This window comes from Amaricoccus sp., assembly GCF_047602525.1.
GTDB lineage: Bacteria > Pseudomonadota > Alphaproteobacteria > Rhodobacterales > Rhodobacteraceae > Amaricoccus.
Map to the genome: position 1 here is coordinate 2,106,654 of NZ_JASGHB010000001.1, position 14,134 is coordinate 2,120,787.

At 71.4% G+C, this 14,134-nt stretch carries 12 protein-coding genes and 3 pseudogenes; 7 read left to right on the forward strand and 8 right to left on the reverse strand.

Annotated features, from left to right (window positions below):
• Positions 1–70: 70 nt before the first annotated feature.
• The 4 genes and pseudogenes from QM699_RS10940 to QM699_RS10955 form a co-directional block, all read left to right on the forward strand.
• Positions 71–283, forward strand: a pseudogene (locus QM699_RS10940) (endonuclease/exonuclease/phosphatase family protein); the annotation flags it as partial.
• Positions 222–797 (forward strand): endonuclease/exonuclease/phosphatase family protein, encoded by a 576-nt coding sequence (locus tag QM699_RS10945; RefSeq protein ID WP_415011157.1) that lies wholly within the window; start codon positions 222–224, stop codon positions 795–797. The pseudogene QM699_RS10940 and the gene QM699_RS10945, both read left to right, overlap by 62 nt.
• Positions 797–1,072 (forward strand): hypothetical protein, encoded by a 276-nt coding sequence (locus QM699_RS10950; RefSeq protein WP_415012742.1) that lies wholly within the window; start codon positions 797–799, stop codon positions 1,070–1,072. The genes QM699_RS10945 and QM699_RS10950 overlap by 1 nt, the downstream gene beginning before the upstream one ends.
• A 127-nt stretch (positions 1,073–1,199) precedes the next feature.
• The gene (locus tag QM699_RS10955; protein WP_415011158.1) at positions 1,200–1,994 is read left to right on the forward strand and encodes an inositol monophosphatase family protein; all 795 of its coding nucleotides are present in this window, start codon (positions 1,200–1,202) and stop codon (positions 1,992–1,994) included.
• Between the two features lie 7 nt (positions 1,995–2,001).
• On the opposite strand, the gene QM699_RS10960 is transcribed toward QM699_RS10955, so the two are convergent.
• Genes QM699_RS10960 through QM699_RS10970 form a run of 3 tightly spaced genes read right to left on the reverse strand, consistent with a single transcriptional unit; the run spans position 2,002 to position 3,276 of the window.
• On the reverse strand, positions 2,002–2,229 hold the full coding sequence (locus QM699_RS10960; RefSeq protein WP_415012743.1) for a ribbon-helix-helix domain-containing protein: 228 nt from the start codon (positions 2,227–2,229) through the stop codon (positions 2,002–2,004).
• Positions 2,229–2,426: a DUF4169 family protein gene (locus QM699_RS10965; protein ID WP_415011159.1), complete on the reverse strand. Its 198-nt coding sequence runs from the start codon at positions 2,424–2,426 to the stop codon at positions 2,229–2,231. Before QM699_RS10965 ends, QM699_RS10960 begins: the two co-directional genes overlap by 1 nt.
• 1 nt (position 2,427) lies before the next feature.
• Positions 2,428–3,276 (reverse strand): neutral zinc metallopeptidase, encoded by an 849-nt coding sequence (locus QM699_RS10970; RefSeq protein WP_415011160.1) that lies wholly within the window; start codon positions 3,274–3,276, stop codon positions 2,428–2,430.
• A gap of 269 nt (positions 3,277–3,545) precedes the next feature.
• Here QM699_RS10970 and guaB point away from each other — a divergent pair, with 269 nt between their 5' ends.
• Positions 3,546–5,000: an IMP dehydrogenase gene (guaB, locus tag QM699_RS10975; protein ID WP_415011161.1), complete on the forward strand. Its 1,455-nt coding sequence runs from the start codon at positions 3,546–3,548 to the stop codon at positions 4,998–5,000.
• A 241-nt stretch (positions 5,001–5,241) separates the two neighbouring features.
• Here the strand turns inward: guaB and QM699_RS10980 are convergent, their stop codons facing one another.
• Positions 5,242–5,409, reverse strand: a complete 168-nt coding sequence (locus QM699_RS10980) for a hypothetical protein (protein ID WP_415011162.1) — start codon at positions 5,407–5,409, stop codon at positions 5,242–5,244.
• 221 nt (positions 5,410–5,630) lie between these two features.
• Between QM699_RS10980 and QM699_RS10985 the strand changes: the two are divergent.
• Positions 5,631–6,720 (forward strand): annotated as a pseudogene (locus QM699_RS10985) (DUF3604 domain-containing protein).
• 459 nt (positions 6,721–7,179) lie between these two features.
• Here QM699_RS10985 and QM699_RS10990 read toward each other — a convergent pair.
• The 4 genes from QM699_RS10990 to QM699_RS11005 are packed head-to-tail and all read right to left on the reverse strand — an operon-like array spanning position 7,180 to position 10,908.
• Positions 7,180–8,100 (reverse strand): esterase-like activity of phytase family protein, encoded by a 921-nt coding sequence (locus tag QM699_RS10990; RefSeq protein ID WP_415011163.1) that lies wholly within the window; start codon positions 8,098–8,100, stop codon positions 7,180–7,182.
• Positions 8,097–8,966: a penicillin-insensitive murein endopeptidase gene (gene mepA / locus QM699_RS10995; RefSeq protein ID WP_415011164.1), complete on the reverse strand. Its 870-nt coding sequence runs from the start codon at positions 8,964–8,966 to the stop codon at positions 8,097–8,099. Before mepA ends, QM699_RS10990 begins: the two co-directional genes overlap by 4 nt.
• Positions 8,963–10,375: an MFS transporter gene (locus QM699_RS11000; protein WP_415011165.1), complete on the reverse strand. Its 1,413-nt coding sequence runs from the start codon at positions 10,373–10,375 to the stop codon at positions 8,963–8,965. Before QM699_RS11000 ends, mepA begins: the two co-directional genes overlap by 4 nt.
• Positions 10,372–10,908, reverse strand: coding sequence for an acyl-CoA thioesterase (locus QM699_RS11005; RefSeq protein ID WP_415011166.1), 537 nt, complete (start codon positions 10,906–10,908; stop codon positions 10,372–10,374). The genes QM699_RS11000 and QM699_RS11005 overlap by 4 nt, the downstream gene beginning before the upstream one ends.
• 360 nt (positions 10,909–11,268) lie before the next feature.
• Between QM699_RS11005 and gcvP the strand changes: the two are divergent.
• Positions 11,269–14,107, forward strand: a pseudogene (gene gcvP, locus QM699_RS11010) (aminomethyl-transferring glycine dehydrogenase).
• Positions 14,108–14,134: the final 27 nt, after the last annotated feature.

Genomic DNA, 14,134 nt, shown 5'->3' on the forward strand with positions numbered 1-14,134 from the left:
AACGCTCTTTGCCTCCTACAACATCCACAAATGCGTGGGGATCGACCGGCGCTTCGATCCCGGTCGCGTCATGGCGGTCATCGCGGAGATCGCGCCCGACGTGATCGCGCTGCAGGAGGCGGACAAGCGGTTCGGCGACCGGGCTGCGCTGCTCGACCTCGATCAGCTGCACCGCCAGACCGGCCTCGTCCCCGTGCCGGTCGAGAACGGCCACGCCGGCCATGGCTGGCACGGCAACCTCGTGCTGGTGCGCGAGGGGCTGGTCCGGGCGCTGCACCAGAATCCGCCTGCCCGGCCTCGAGCCGCGCGGCGCGCTGGTCGCCGACCTCGACCTTGCCGCCGGCCCCGTCCGCGTCGTTGCCGCCCACCTCGGGCTGCTGCGCCAGTCGCGGCTGCTCCAGATCGAGACCCTGCTGCACCATGCCCGCGCCGCGACCGACCGGCCGGTGGTGTTCATGGGCGACCTCAACGAATGGCGCCGGCAGGGTCGGTCGTCGCTGATGCACACCCAGACGGTCTTCGGCCCGCTCGGCCACGGCGTGCCGAGCTTCCCGGCCTACTACCCCGTGCTCGCGCTCGACCGGGTGTTCGTGCTGCCATCCGGGCGCGTCGAGAGCTTTGCCGCGCACGACTCTCCCCTCGCCCGCGTCGCCTCCGACCACCTGCCGGTCAAGGCGCGCGTCCGGCTCACAGCCGAACCGCTTGCCACCCCGCGGCCGACCGCCGCCCACCCGCTCCCCGCCCCGCGACCGCGCCTCTTCGCCCGCCGGCGCTCTCTGGAAGGTCCCCGACCGTGATGCTCTACACCCGCCTCGGCCTCACCGCCTCGCTCGTCGCTGCTGCCGCGGCGGCCGCCGTCCTCGTCACGCCCGGCCCGGCAATCGCCAAGGTCGCGTTCTCGCGCGCCGACCTGAACCGCGACGGGGTCGTCACCTTCGACGAGGCCGAGCGCGCCATGCCGCGCCTGAAGCATGTCCAGTACCTGAAGGCCGATGCCAACGGCGACGGAGTGATCGACAAGGGCGAGTACCCCCTGCTCGACACCTTCTATGGCTACGTCGTCGACAACTGAGCGGCCGTCCAAGCCCGTTTGCCGGACCGCCCCGCCGGCCGTTCCGAGCCGTCTCTGAACCCTTGCCGGCGGGGGGCGAAGCGGCCATAAGGCCCCGTCCGCTCTCCAACCGTCCGAGCCCTCCCCAATGGCCACCGCTTCCGCCAATATCAATATCATGATCAAGGCCGCCCGCCGCGCCGCCCGCGGCCTGCTGCGGGATTTCGGCGAGGTGGAGCAGCTGCAGGTCTCCTCCAAGGGCCCCGGCGATTTCGTCAGCCGCGCCGACCTCAAGGCCGAGCAGGTGCTGAAGGAGGATCTGCTCGAGGCGCGGCCGAACTACGGCTGGCTCGGTGAAGAAAGCGGCGCGGAGGTCAAGGGCGCCGATCCGACGCGCCGCTGGATCGTCGACCCGCTCGACGGCACCACGAACTTCCTGCACGGCCTGCCGCACTGGGCCGTGTCGATCGCGCTGGAGCACAAGGGCGAGATCGTCGCGGGCGTCGTCTACGACCCGGCCAAGGACGAGATGTTCGTGGCCGAGAAGGGCGCGGGCGCCTGGCTCAACGACCGGCGCATCCGGGTCTCCGGCCGGCGCGAGATGCTCGAGATGATCTTTGCGACCGGCGTGCCGTTCGGTGGCAACCCGGAACTGCCCCGCACCCTGCGCGGCATCGCGGCGCTGACCCCGCGCACCGCCGGCATCCGCCGCTGGGGCGCCGCGGCGCTCGATCTCGCCTATGTGGCGGCGGGACGGCTCGACGGCTACTGGGAACGGGGGCTGAACCCGTGGGACGTGGCCGCGGGCCTGCTGCTCGTCCGGGAGGCCGGCGGATTTGCCGGCGGCATCGGCGAGGACGAGCACATCTTCGACGACCGCTCGCTGGTTGCCGCCAATGCCAACGTCTACGAGTCGCTGCGCTCGATCCTGCGGGACGCCTGACCGGCCGTCACTCCGCCGCCCGCTGGCTCAGGTGCGCGAGGATGCGCACCCGGATTGCCGAGGCGAGGTTGCGCTCCGTGCCCCGCGCCGCGTCGATGTCGGCGGCGAGTTCGTTCAGGCCCCGCCCCTCCGCCGCGGCGAGGGCGCGGAACGCCTGCCAGAATTCGGGCTCGAGCGACACCGAGGTGCGATGGCCGCGCAGGGTCAGCGAGTGCTTTTCCGGCCGCAAGGGGATCACCCTTCGTCGTCAGGACTGCGACCGTCTGAAAGGCCGCCCTCGTCCCGGCGATGACCGTCGATCCGGCGCCGCTCCAGCGCCGCCTCGGCCCGGGCCCGCTCGGCCTCGTCGCCGGTCCTGACCGCCACGCGCCGCCGCGCCTCGGCCCGCTCGCGCTGCTTGCGGGCGGTGCGCAGGTTGACGACCTCCGCCACCTCAGAGGCTTTGCGCGCTGAAGGTGTCGCACTGGCCGGGATCGCCGCTGCGATACCCCTGATAGAACCAGCGCTGCCGCTGCTCGCTCGTGCCGTGGGTGAAGCTGTCGGGCACCACCACCCCCTGGCTCTTCTGCTGCAAGGCGTCGTCACCGATCCGCGCGGCGGTGTCGAGCGCGCTCTTGATGTCCGCGTCCGTCAGCTTCAGCCGGTCGCGCGCGGCGTTCGCCCAGACGCCGGCGTAACAGTCCGCCTGCAGCTCCACCTGCACCGAGATGGCGTTGGCCTTGGCCTCGCTCGACCGCGCGCGCACGGCCGTGGTCTGCTCCAGCACGCCAAGCTCGTCCTGCACGTGATGCCCGACCTCGTGGGCGATCACGTAGGCCCGGGCAAACTCGCCGCGCGAGCCGAGCTGCTGCTCCATCACCCGGAAGAAATCGGTGTCGAGATAGACGGTCTTGTCCACCGGGCAATAGAACGGCCCCATCGCCGACTGCGCCGCGCCGCAGCCCGAGCGCGTGGCCCCGCTGAACAGCACCAGCTTCGGCTGATGATAGGTCAGGCTCGACGCCTTGAAGATCGCGCCCCAGATGTCTTCCGTCTCGCCCAGCACCACCGCGACGAACCGCTCGCTGTCATCGTCGACGGTGTTCGGTCCCGACGGCGCCTGCGAATAGCTGTCACCGCCCGAGCCGTTCAGCATCGGCGTCAGGTCGACCCCGAAGAACATGCCGATCAGCACGACGGCCAGGACGCCGATGCCCCCGACCCCGCCGACCCGGACCATGCCGCCGCCCTGTCCGCGCCGATCCTCGATGTTGGAGCTTTCCCGCCGCCCTCGCCAATCCATCCGTGCGTTCCTTCCTCGCCCTGCCCCCAGCATAGCAGCCTGTCCCCCACCGGGAAATGCCTCGCTGCCGCGCAGGTTACGATGCGGCCCCCGCATCCGGGCGCCGTCGGTGAAAACGACCCCGGCGGGCAATGCGGCGCATACGGCGGGTCGCGAGGACGTGTCGTCTCCCGTCGTGCCGGACCGGCCGGCACCGGCGAGGCCCCTTCCCTTTCCCGCAACTGCGTGAAATACGACGGCCCTGTCCCCCAAGGATCGGAGTCTCGGCGATGAACCTTCGCGAAGCCCTCACGTTCGACGACGTGCTCCTCGTGCCCGGCGCCTCGGAAGTGCTGCCCGCGACCGCCGACACCCGCACCCGCCTCACCCGCGAGATCAGCCTGCAGATCCCGCTTCTCTCCGCCGCGATGGACACCGTGACCGAGGGCCGCATGGCGATCGCCATGGCCCAGGCCGGCGGCATCGGCGTGATCCACCGCAACCTGACGGTCGAGGAGCAGGCGGCCGAGGTGCAGCGGGTCAAGCGCTTCGTCTCGGGCGTGGTCTATGCGCCCGTCACGCTGCGCCCGGAGCAGACGCTGGCCGATGCGAAGGCGCTGATGGAGCGTTACCGCATCACCGGCTTTCCGGTGGTGGACTCCCAGGGCGTCGTCCTCGGCATCGTGACCAACCGCGACATGCGCTTCGCCGCCGACGACCGCACCCCGGTCTCCGCGATGATGACCAGCCAGAACCTCGCCATGCTGCGCGAGCCCGCCGACCTCGGCGAGGCCAAGGGCATGATGCAGGAGCGGCGCATCGAGAAGCTGCTCGTCGTCGACGACGGCGGCCGGCTGACCGGGCTCCTCACGCTGAAGGACACCGAACAGGCGGTACTGAACCCGCACGCCGCCAAGGACGACCTCGGCCGCCTGCGCGTCGCCGCCGCCTCGACGGTGGGCGACGCGGGCTTCGAGCGCTCCGTCGCGCTGGTCGAGGCCGGCGTCGACGTGGTGGTGATCGACACCGCGCACGGCCACTCCAAGGGCGTCGGCGAGGCGGTCGACCGGCTGAAGCGCTATTCCAACCGCGTCCAGATCATCGCCGGCAACGTCGCGACCGCCGGCGCCACCCGCGCGCTGATCGAGGCGGGCGCCGACGCGGTGAAGGTCGGCATCGGCCCGGGCTCGATCTGCACCACCCGCATCGTCGCCGGCGTCGGCGTGCCGCAGATGACGGCGGTGCTCGACTGCGCCGAGGAGGCGGAGCGCACCGGCCACACGGTCATCGCCGACGGCGGCATCAAGTTTTCCGGCGACTTTGCCAAGGCGATCGCCGCGGGCGCGAGCTGCGCCATGGTCGGCTCGATCCTTGCCGGCACCGACGAGGCGCCGGGCGAGGTGATCCTCTACCAGGGCCGCAGCTACAAGTCGTATCGCGGCATGGGATCGGTCGGCGCGATGGCGCGCGGCTCGGCCGACCGCTACTTCCAGAAGGAAGCGTCGGCGGAAAAGCTGGTTCCCGAGGGCATCGAGGGCCAGGTCCCCTACAAGGGTCCGGTCGCGGCCGTCCTGCACCAGATGGTCGGCGGCCTGCGCGCCGCCATGGGCTACACCGGCCACGCCACGATCGACGGGATGCGCGGCAACTGCGGCTTCGTCCGCATCACCGGCTCCGGCCTGCGCGAAAGCCACGTGCACGACGTGCAGATCACCCGGGAGAGCCCGAACTATCGTATTGGATAGGCGGGGTTTTCGGTTTTGGCGGAAGCGGGAACGGCGCGGAATACCTAGAGCCGTGCGAGAACGATCCGGATCGACCGAAGCAAAACAGAAGCAGGTTGGGCCTGCTTCTGTTTCTGACTGCCGTCGGAAATCCCTTGTCGGGATAGGCGCGATCGACAGAAGCTCGGGTTTGCTGGCGCGTCCTCTTTCCTGGCAAGGCGCTGGCCTGCGCCATTGAGTTGGCCGCGTCGCGCGATGCCCATCATTCCAGCGGATGGCCGATATCGTGCTGCGCGACGATGAGATCGGTCGAGGCCGTTGCGAAACGAGCGGTCAGCCGGACAAGGTGGAAGACAGCCATGCGGCCCGGGACGATGCCCGGCCGGAGCACGTCGGGGGGCCGGCGCGACAAGATGCGCAGGACAGACATCCTCCGCTTCATCATCGGCTGAACGGGCGTTCACGGCGGCGTCTGGCTGAGCCTGGAAGGATCTCTTTGCCCGTCATTCGCAGGCAGGCTCCCCGCCCCCGTGCTGGGCCGATTGGCCCTGCGCGCCCGCCGCCGGTCACGAAATCGAGCTAAGCCCCGCCTGACGATGGCCCGCCCCGCTCCTCGCCATCCCGCACAACGGCAATGCCTCGAACGGGCTGATGTTTCCCGAGGAGACGAGCTATGGCGGCTCGAAGCTGACGCGGGACTACGCGGAGACCCGGATGCGCAACGAGCCGCTCTACGAGATCACCAGATCAAGGGCACGTCCGAGGTCTGCCCTGCCCTCGCCCCGAACGACGAGTTCGCCAACTTCGAGATCTGGGACTATACTCTCGGCGTCGACGCGGTGCCGCCCGAGCACAAGATCGGCGGCTATATCCGCGAGGCGATGGGCCGTGGCCTGAAGCTGGAGGCCGAGGGCGTCGGCAATCCGTTCAAGTACGGCTTCATCGGCGACAGCGACACCCACAACTCCGCCTCGCCGATCGAGGAAGACAACTACACCGGCAAGTTCGGCGCGGAATCGACGCCCGCGCACCGGCTGATCGGCGTCGAAGGCGTCGACGAGAAGAACGCCAGGCAGGTGCGGGAGTTCTCCTCCGCCGGCGTCGCCGCGATCTGGGCCGACGCCAACACCCGGCCGGCGCTCTTCGCGGCGGTGGAGCGCAAGGAGACCTATGCGACCTCCGGCCCGCGCATGACCCTGCGCGTCTTCGGCGGCTACGACTTCGGCGCCGATCCCTTCGTCGCGGCCGACTGGGTGCATCGCGCCTATGCCGCCGGCGTGCCGATGGGGGGCGATCTCGCGGCGTCGGAGGCAAGGCGCCCACCTTCCTCGTCATGGCGATGAAGGAGGCGGACGGGACCAATCTCGACCGCATCCAGATGGTCAAGGGGTGGGTGACGCCCGGCGGCGCGCCGCAGGAAAAGATCTACGACATCGCGCTCTCCGGCGGTCGTGTCCCCGGTCCGGATGGCAAGGCGCCGCCGGTCGGCAACACGGTGGACGCGGCGAGCGCCAGCTATACCAACGCCATCGGCGCACCCGATCTCTCCGCCGTCTGGACCGACCCGGACTTCGACCCGGCCGCGCATGCCTTCTACTACGTGCGCCTGCTGCAGATCCCGATCCCGCGCTGGTCGACCTACGACGCGAAGACGCTCGGCATCCCGCCCCGCCCCGACCTGCCGGTGGCGATCCAGGAACGCGCCTGGTCCTCGCCGATCTGGTACAGGCCGAAGGCGTAAGGCCCGTGCCCGCCGATCCTCTCCCCGACAACAGGGCGCGCCCCGGCTGGCTCCGGCGCGCCCTGCGCGAGCCGCTGCTGCACTTCCTGCTGATCGGCCTCGTTATCTTCGCCGCCGACGTCGCCATCGGCGGCCGCGGCGTCGCGCGCCCCGACGTCATCACCATCACCCCCGCCGACGTCGAACGCGTCACGGCGCAGTTCGAGGCGGTCTGGCGCCGCCCGCCGACCGAGGCCGCCACAATGATCCGCCCGACGAGCAGCGCGATCATATGGCCGACGATCGGTCGTATGCCTTCATGCCGGGTGGATGCGGCTGATCGCGCAGGCTGCGTCGTAGCCGACGCCGAAGCGCGGCGCGAAGACGGCCGAGGCCCATCGGGCGAGCCGGCCGCGCGCGGCTCGGGACGTCCTCTCGCGGGAGGCCCGTCGTCGCACGGCGGCCGGGCCGGGCCGGTCCTCAGCCCTCGACGACGTACTCGACGAAGAGCGTCTGCTGCAGCGGGAAGAAGTTGTCGTCGGAGACGAGGGTCAGGCGGGTGCGGCCCTCGGGGTCGCGCCAGGCGGCGAGCCCCTCCATGTTGTCGAGATCGCCGAAGCGGGTCTGCAACAGCTCGGTCTCGTTGACGAGGCCCTCCGGGGTCACGTCGAAGCGGCGGATCCGGGTGGCAAAGCCGCCGAGCCACTTGAAATCCCGCTCGAGCAGGTAGAATCGGCCGTCCGGACCGAAGTCGGCGTCGACCGGCACGAAGGTGCCTTCCCGCGGGATGGTCCACGACTTGTCCCAGGCGTCGCCGATCAGGCGGTAGACCGGGAACGGCCGCCGCAGCCCCCCCGACCGCTCGGGAATGGCGTAGAGCGTGCCGGCCGCGTCCATGGCGAGAGTCTCGATGCCCGAGTTCTGCTGGAACCGGGCGAAGTCCGGGTGGCTCGGCACCGATGCCGCCGGGCCGCGCAGGTCGTCGTAGCGCCGGACCCGGTGGAAGTTCTCGAACGAGACGTAGGCGCGGCCGTCGCGGTCCAATGCCAGCCCCTCGGCGTCGACGTCCGGACCCTCGAGGCGCACGCCGTCGATGCCCCGGAGCCGGGCGTGGCGGCCCATCACCGCGGCGTCGATCTCGCCGTCGGTGCGCTCGAAGTGGCCGTCGGCGAAGGCGCCGCGGTCGGAGATCACCGTGAAGCGGCTGCCGTCCGGGCTGACCCAGAGCGCGGAGAAGCCGCCGAAATGCACCCAGCCGTCGCGCCAGGCCGTGCGGCTCATCTCGACGAGATGCGGGGCCCCGGCCGGGACCGCCGCCTCGGACGCGGGCAGGACGACCGGGGCGATGCCGGGCAACGCGAGCGCCACGAGCGCCACGCAAAGGCGGAACCGGCGTCTCATCGCGCGTTCAGCACCTGGGTGCACTGCGCCGGCAGGTCGGCGAGCATCAGGGGCGGCGTCGGCTTCGGCTTGGGCGCATTGGGGTCGGGCGGCTTCAGCGCGTCGGTCACCCACCAGACGGCATCCTTGCAGCCGTCGCCGGCCGGCACCGGCTCCTGCGGCACGCAGCCGGCGGCACCGCGCGGGCAGTTCAGCCGGACGTGGAAGTGATCGTCGTGCCCCCACCACGGGCGGATCTTGCCGAGCCAGGCCCGGTCGCGCGGGCCGGCGTCGGCGCACATCTGCAGCTTCACCGGCGCGGTGACGAAGATGCGGTTCACCCGCGGGTCGCGCGCGGCGGCTTCGAGGATCGCGGCGTTCTGCGGCGTCCAGTTGGCGTTGACGTGGCGGTCGTCGCTGGCCTTGACGGAGTTGGCCGAGATGCGCTCGCGGTCGCGCGCGCTCAGGTCGAGGCGGGTGGGCCGGAGATACCAGATATCGGCGTCGAGCCCGATCTGGTGGCTGGCGTGGCCATCGACCGGGCCGCCGCGGGGCTGGGCGATGTCACCGACGTAGAGGCCGGGCCAGCCCGGCTGCTGCGCGGCGATGCGGCTCAGGTCCTCGATGAAGGCGATCATCGCCGGGTGGCCCCACTCGTGGTTGCGGCTGAGCCGCATCGCCTGCCAGGTCGGGCCGCTCTCGGGCAACTGCACCGCGCCGGCAAGGCAGCCGTTGCCCGCCGTGCCGATGGCATAGGCCGGCGGGGCGGTGGGATCGTCGGGCCTGGCGAAGAGCTGCTTCGCGGTCTCGAGCGCGGCCGCGGGCGCCGCGAGGAGCGCGAGCGCCGCCAGGGCCGCGGCCAGTGCCTTTGGCCGGCGTGGGATCATGCCGTCGGGTCCATGGGCTGCTCATCCTCGGTTTTGACCCAATATAGCAGCCCGAGGCCGAGCAGGAAGAGCAGGATGACCGGGCTCACCCCCAGGCGCTGTGAACCTGACAGGGTTGTGACCGCGGCGATCGCCGCCGGGCCGAGAAATGCGGTCGCCCGGCCGGACAGCGCGAACAGGCCGAACGCCTGCGCCGGCGCCATCCGCCCGTGGGAGAGGTGGACGAGCAGCGTGCGCGACGCCGCCTGCACCGCGCCGCCCGCGGCGCCGAGCAGGCCGCCCGCGGCGAGGAACGCGAGGTCGGGCAGGCGCGAGCCCTCGGGCACCGGCACGCCGAGCACCGAGGTGCGGGTGGTGAGCAGCGCGAAGGCGCCGACGGCGATCAGCACCCAGATCGAGCCGACGATGACCGGGCGCGGGCCGAAGCGCTCGTCGGCGCGACCGGCGAGATAGGTGCCGATCGTGCCCACCGTCGCCGCGACGATGCCGAAGACCCCGAGCTGGAAGGCGCCCCAGCCGAGCACGCCGGCGGCATAGATGCCGCCGAAGGCATAAAGCGCCGCCAGCGCGTCGCGGTAGATCATCGACGCCACGAGGAAGGTGAAAAGGCTGCGATGCCGCCGCGCCGTGCGCGCGGTGCGGCCGAGGTCGGCGAGGCCGTCGCGCACGGCACGGCCCTCGCGGCGGCGCGGCACGTCGGGGGTGTAGAGGAAGAGCGGGACGGCAAAGACGACGTACCAGAGCGCGGAGAGCGGCCCGGTCGCGCGCTCCGGCTCGCCGAGGGCGGGGTCGAGGCCGAGGATCGGCGCGATGCCGAGCAGCGTCACCTCGCGGCCCGGCGCGGGGGCGAGGAAGAGCAGCACGAAGACGAGCGACACCAGCCCGCCGAAGTAGCCGAGCGCCCAGCCGGAGCCGGAGATCCGGCCGATCTTCTCGCGCGGGGCGAGGTCGGGCAGCATGGCGTTGGTGAAGACGACGCCGAGTTCCGAGCCGACGAAGCCGAGGCCGAAGGCGACGAGCACCACGGTCGGGTCGGCCATCGCCGGCGTGGCGAGCCAGAGCCCGAGGCAGCCGAGAACGTAGGGCACCGAGGCCGCGAGCACCCACGCCTTGCGCGCGCCCGTGCGGTCGGCCACCGCGCCGAGCACCGGGGCGAGGAGCGCCGCCACCGCGCCGGCGAGGGCGGAGGCCCAGCCCCAGAGCGCCTGTCCCGCCACCGGGTCGCCGATCGCCTGGGCGACGAACCACGGGCCGAAGACGAAGGTCACGACGAGGGTCTGGAACGGCTGGTTCGCCCAGTCGAACAGCATCCAGCCGAAGATGCCGCGGCGGGCGGCGGGTGTATCGGGAGCGGGTGTATCAGGCGCGGGGGTCTCGGGCGGGAGCGTATCGGGCGCGGGGGCGGTCATTGGGGAAACTCCGGCGGCCAGGGGCGCAGGGCGTCGGCCTCGGCCCAGGCGGCGGCCCAGGCGGGCAAGGCAGGCAGGTGGTCGCCGTGGCCCATCGCCGCGAGCACGCGGTCGGTCGGCACGATGCCCTGCGGCGCGGTGATGGCGCCGCGGATCAGGACGGAGGAGAGCGCCTCGGCGCCGGTGAACATCGCCTGATGCACATAGAGGAACCGCGCGTCGCGCCCGAGGAAGGCCGAGCGCAGGGTGATCGGCTGGAAGGCCCGGACCCGGCGGCGGTAGCGCACAGAGGCGCCGGCGACGGTGATGCCCCAGTGATTCGCCCGGAGCGTGTGCGCGAGCCCGGTACGGATCGCGAGCGGCATCCGCCCGAGGTCATAGAGCGTGAGGGTCCGGCCGTTGTTCAGCTCGCGCCACGGGTCGAGGTCCCACGGCCAGCAGCGATGGTGCGAGACGTGCGTGCCGTCGAGCGGCAGCGGCCCGGCCCGGCGGGCCAGCAGCGTCTCGAGGCCGAAGCGGAAGAACGGATACATCTGACCTCGACCGCGCAGTCACCCGTTCCCGTGTGCCCGGAACGGGTGCGGGGTGCAAGGCTCGGGGGGGCAGACACGGCGAGCGCGTCCCGCCGGGGCAGCCACGGACGGATTGGCGTTCTTCCGCAGAAATCTCCCCCCTGACGGCCTCCGCGCGGTCCCCGCGCTCCCCGCGTCGGCGCGACCGAGGCAATGCCTCGGCTTGTCGCGCCGGTGACTCTCATGCGCGAGCGCATGTGTCGGTCGCCGGGGTGTCTCTCGAGCGGCTATCGAGCGTGCCGCTGGCGTTGCGCCCGGCCCGGTCGCGGGGGATAACGGCCGTGGGTGCGGCCCGCGGCCGCTCAGCGAGCATCGAGACCCATGGCGTTCCAGGAATCCGAATACCACCCCTACGATTTCGCCAACCGCCGGCACATCGGACCGTCGCCCGCCGAGATCGCGGAGATGCTGGCCGCGACCGGCGCGCCGAGCCTCGATGCGCTGATCGACGAGACGGTGCCCGCGGGAATCCGGCAGGCGGCGCCGCTCGACTGGGGGCCGGCGCTCAGCGAGCAGGCGGCGCTGCACCGGCTGCGCCTGACGGCGGGCAGGAACAAGGTGCTGACCAGCCTGATCGGCCAGGGCTATCACGGCACGGTCACGCCGCCGGTGATCCAGCGGAACATCCTCGAAAACCCGGCGTGGTACACCGCCTATACGCCGTACCAGCCGGAAATCAGCCAGGGGCGGCTCGAGGCGCTGCTCAACTTCCAGACGATGGTGTGCGACCTGACCGGGCTCGACGTGGCGAACGCCTCGCTGCTCGACGAGGCGACGGCGGCCGCCGAGGCGATGGCGCTGTGCCAGCGGGCGGCGAAGTCGAAGGCGGCAGCGTTCTTCGTCGACCACCACTGCCACCCGCAGACGATTGCGGTGATCCGCACCCGCGCCGAGCCGCTGGGCTGGCCGGTGGTCGTCGGCGACCCCTTCGCCGAGCTCGACCCCGCGGCGGTGTTCGGGGCGATCTTCCAGTATCCCGGGACCTTCGGCCACTGCGCCGACTTCACCGCGCCGATCGCCGCGCTGCATGCCACGGGCGCGCTCGCCTGCGTCGCGGCCGACCCGCTGGCGCTGACGCTGCTGACGCCGCCGGGCGAGATGGGCGCGGACATCGCCGTGGGCTCGACGCAACGCTTCGGCGTGCCGCTGGGCTATGGCGGGCCGCATGCGGCCTACATGGCGGTGCGCGATCCGCTCAAGCGGTCGATGCCCGGGCGCATCGTCGGGGTGTCGATCGACGCCCGCGGCAACCGGGCGTACCGCCTGAGCCTGCAGACGCGGGAGCAGCACATCCGGCGCGAGAAGGCGACGTCGAACGTCTGCACCGCGCAGGCGCTGCTCGCCGTCATGGCGTCGATGTACGCGGTGTTCCACGGGCCGGAGGGCCTGAAGGCCATCGCGCAGCGGATCCACCGCAAGACGGTGCGGCTGGCCAAGGGATTGCAGGGCCTCGGGTTCACGGTCGAGCCGGCCGCGTTCTTCGACACGATCACGGTCGAGGTGGGCGCGTTGCAGGGCGTCATCCTCAAGGCGGCGGTGGCGGAGGGCCTCAACCTGCGCAAGGTCGGCGAGACGCGCATCGGCATCACGCTGGACGAGCGCACCCGGCGCGAGCACACGCAGGCGGTCTGGCGCGCGTTCGGCGGCGACATGCTGGACCGGGAAGCTCGACCACGACATCCGCCTGCCGGAGGGGCTGATCCGCACCAGCGCCTACCTCACCCACCCGATCTTTCACATGAACCGGGCCGAGGCGGAGATGACACGCTACATGCGCCGGCTCGCCGACCGGGATTCGGCGCTCGACCGGGCGATGATCCCGCTCGGCTCCTGCACCATGAAGCTGAACGCGACGGCGGAGATGATGGCGCTCTCCTGGCCGGAGTTTGCCGACATCCATCCGTTCGTGCCGTCGGACCAGACGGAAGGCTATCAGGAGGTGATCGGCGATCTCTGCGCCAAGCTCTGTGCCGTCACCGGCTATGACGCGGTGTCCATGCAGCCGAATTCCGGCGCGCAGGGCGAATACGCCGGGCTGCTCACCATCCGGGCGTATCACGCGAGCCGGGGCGAGGCGCATCGCGACGTCTGCCTGATCCCGACCTCGGCCCACGGCACCAACCCGGCGTCGGCGCAGATGGCCGGGCTCCGGGTGATGCCGGTGCGGGCGGCGGAGAACGGCGACATCGACCTCGACGACTTCCGCGCCAAGGCCGAGGCGGCGGGCGACCGGCTGTCCTGCTGCATGGTGACGTACCCCTCGACCCACGGCGTCTTCGAGGAGACGATCCGCGCCGTCTGCGAGATCACCCACGCGGCGGGCGGGCAGGTCTACATGGACGGGGCCAACATGAACGCGCTGGTCGGGCTGGTGCGGCCCGGCGAGATCGGCTCGGACGTGAGCCACCTGAACCTGCACAAGACCTTCTGCATCCCGCACGGCGGCGGCGGCCCCGGCATGGGGCCGATCGGGGTGAAGGCGCACCTCGCGCCGTTCCTGCCCGGGCGGCCGGAGGGCGCGGGGCGGGTCAGCGCGGCGGACTTCGGCTCGCCGTCGCTTCTGGTGATCTCGTGGGCGTACTGCCTGATGATGGGCGGCGCCGGGCTGACGCAGGCGACGCGGATCGCCATCCTGAACGCGAACTATCTCGCGGCGCGGCTGTCCGCAGCCTATCCGATCCTGTTCTCGCGGAACGGGCGGGTGGCGCACGAGTGCATCGTCGACACGCGCGTCTTCAAGGATGCGGGCGTGACGGTGGACGACGTGGCGAAGCGGCTGATCGACTGCGGCTTTCACGCGCCGACGATGAGCTGGCCGGTGGCGGGCACGCTGATGATCGAGCCGACCGAGAGCGAGCCGAAGGCGGAGCTCGACCGGTTCGTCACCGCGATGCTCGCCATTGCCGCCGAGGCCGAGTTGATCCGCTCGGGCGAGATGGATGCGGAGAACAACCCGCTGCGCAACGCGCCGCACACGGTCGAGGATCTGGTCGGCGCGTGGGACCGGCCGTATTCGCGCGAGGCGGCGTGCTATCCGCCGGGGGCGTTTCGGGTGGACAAGTACTGGTCGCCGGTCAACCGCGTGGACAACGTCTGGGGCGACCGCAACCTCGCCTGCTCCTGCCCGCCGGTGGAGAGCTATCAGGAGGCGGCGGAGTAGCCCTTGGATATGTGGTTGAAATAATAT

Coding starts and splice junctions, on each gene's coding strand:
- QM699_RS10955 (WP_415011158.1), top strand. CDS start 1,200: ATGGCCACCGCTTCCGCCAATATCAATATCATGATCAAGGCCGCCCGC.
- QM699_RS11000 (WP_415011165.1), bottom strand. CDS start 10,375: ATGACCGCCCCCGCGCCCGATACGCTCCCGCCCGAGACCCCCGCGCCT.
- QM699_RS10950 (WP_415012742.1), top strand. CDS start 797: ATGCTCTACACCCGCCTCGGCCTCACCGCCTCGCTCGTCGCTGCTGCC.
- guaB (WP_415011161.1), top strand. CDS start 3,546: ATGAACCTTCGCGAAGCCCTCACGTTCGACGACGTGCTCCTCGTGCCC.
- QM699_RS11005 (WP_415011166.1), bottom strand. CDS start 10,908: ATGTATCCGTTCTTCCGCTTCGGCCTCGAGACGCTGCTGGCCCGCCGG.
- QM699_RS10945 (WP_415011157.1), top strand. CDS start 222: ATGGCTGGCACGGCAACCTCGTGCTGGTGCGCGAGGGGCTGGTCCGGG.
- QM699_RS10970 (WP_415011160.1), bottom strand. CDS start 3,276: ATGGATTGGCGAGGGCGGCGGGAAAGCTCCAACATCGAGGATCGGCGC.
- QM699_RS10990 (WP_415011163.1), bottom strand. CDS start 8,100: ATGAGACGCCGGTTCCGCCTTTGCGTGGCGCTCGTGGCGCTCGCGTTG.
- QM699_RS10980 (WP_415011162.1), bottom strand. CDS start 5,409: ATGTCTGTCCTGCGCATCTTGTCGCGCCGGCCCCCCGACGTGCTCCGG.
- mepA (WP_415011164.1), bottom strand. CDS start 8,966: ATGATCCCACGCCGGCCAAAGGCACTGGCCGCGGCCCTGGCGGCGCTC.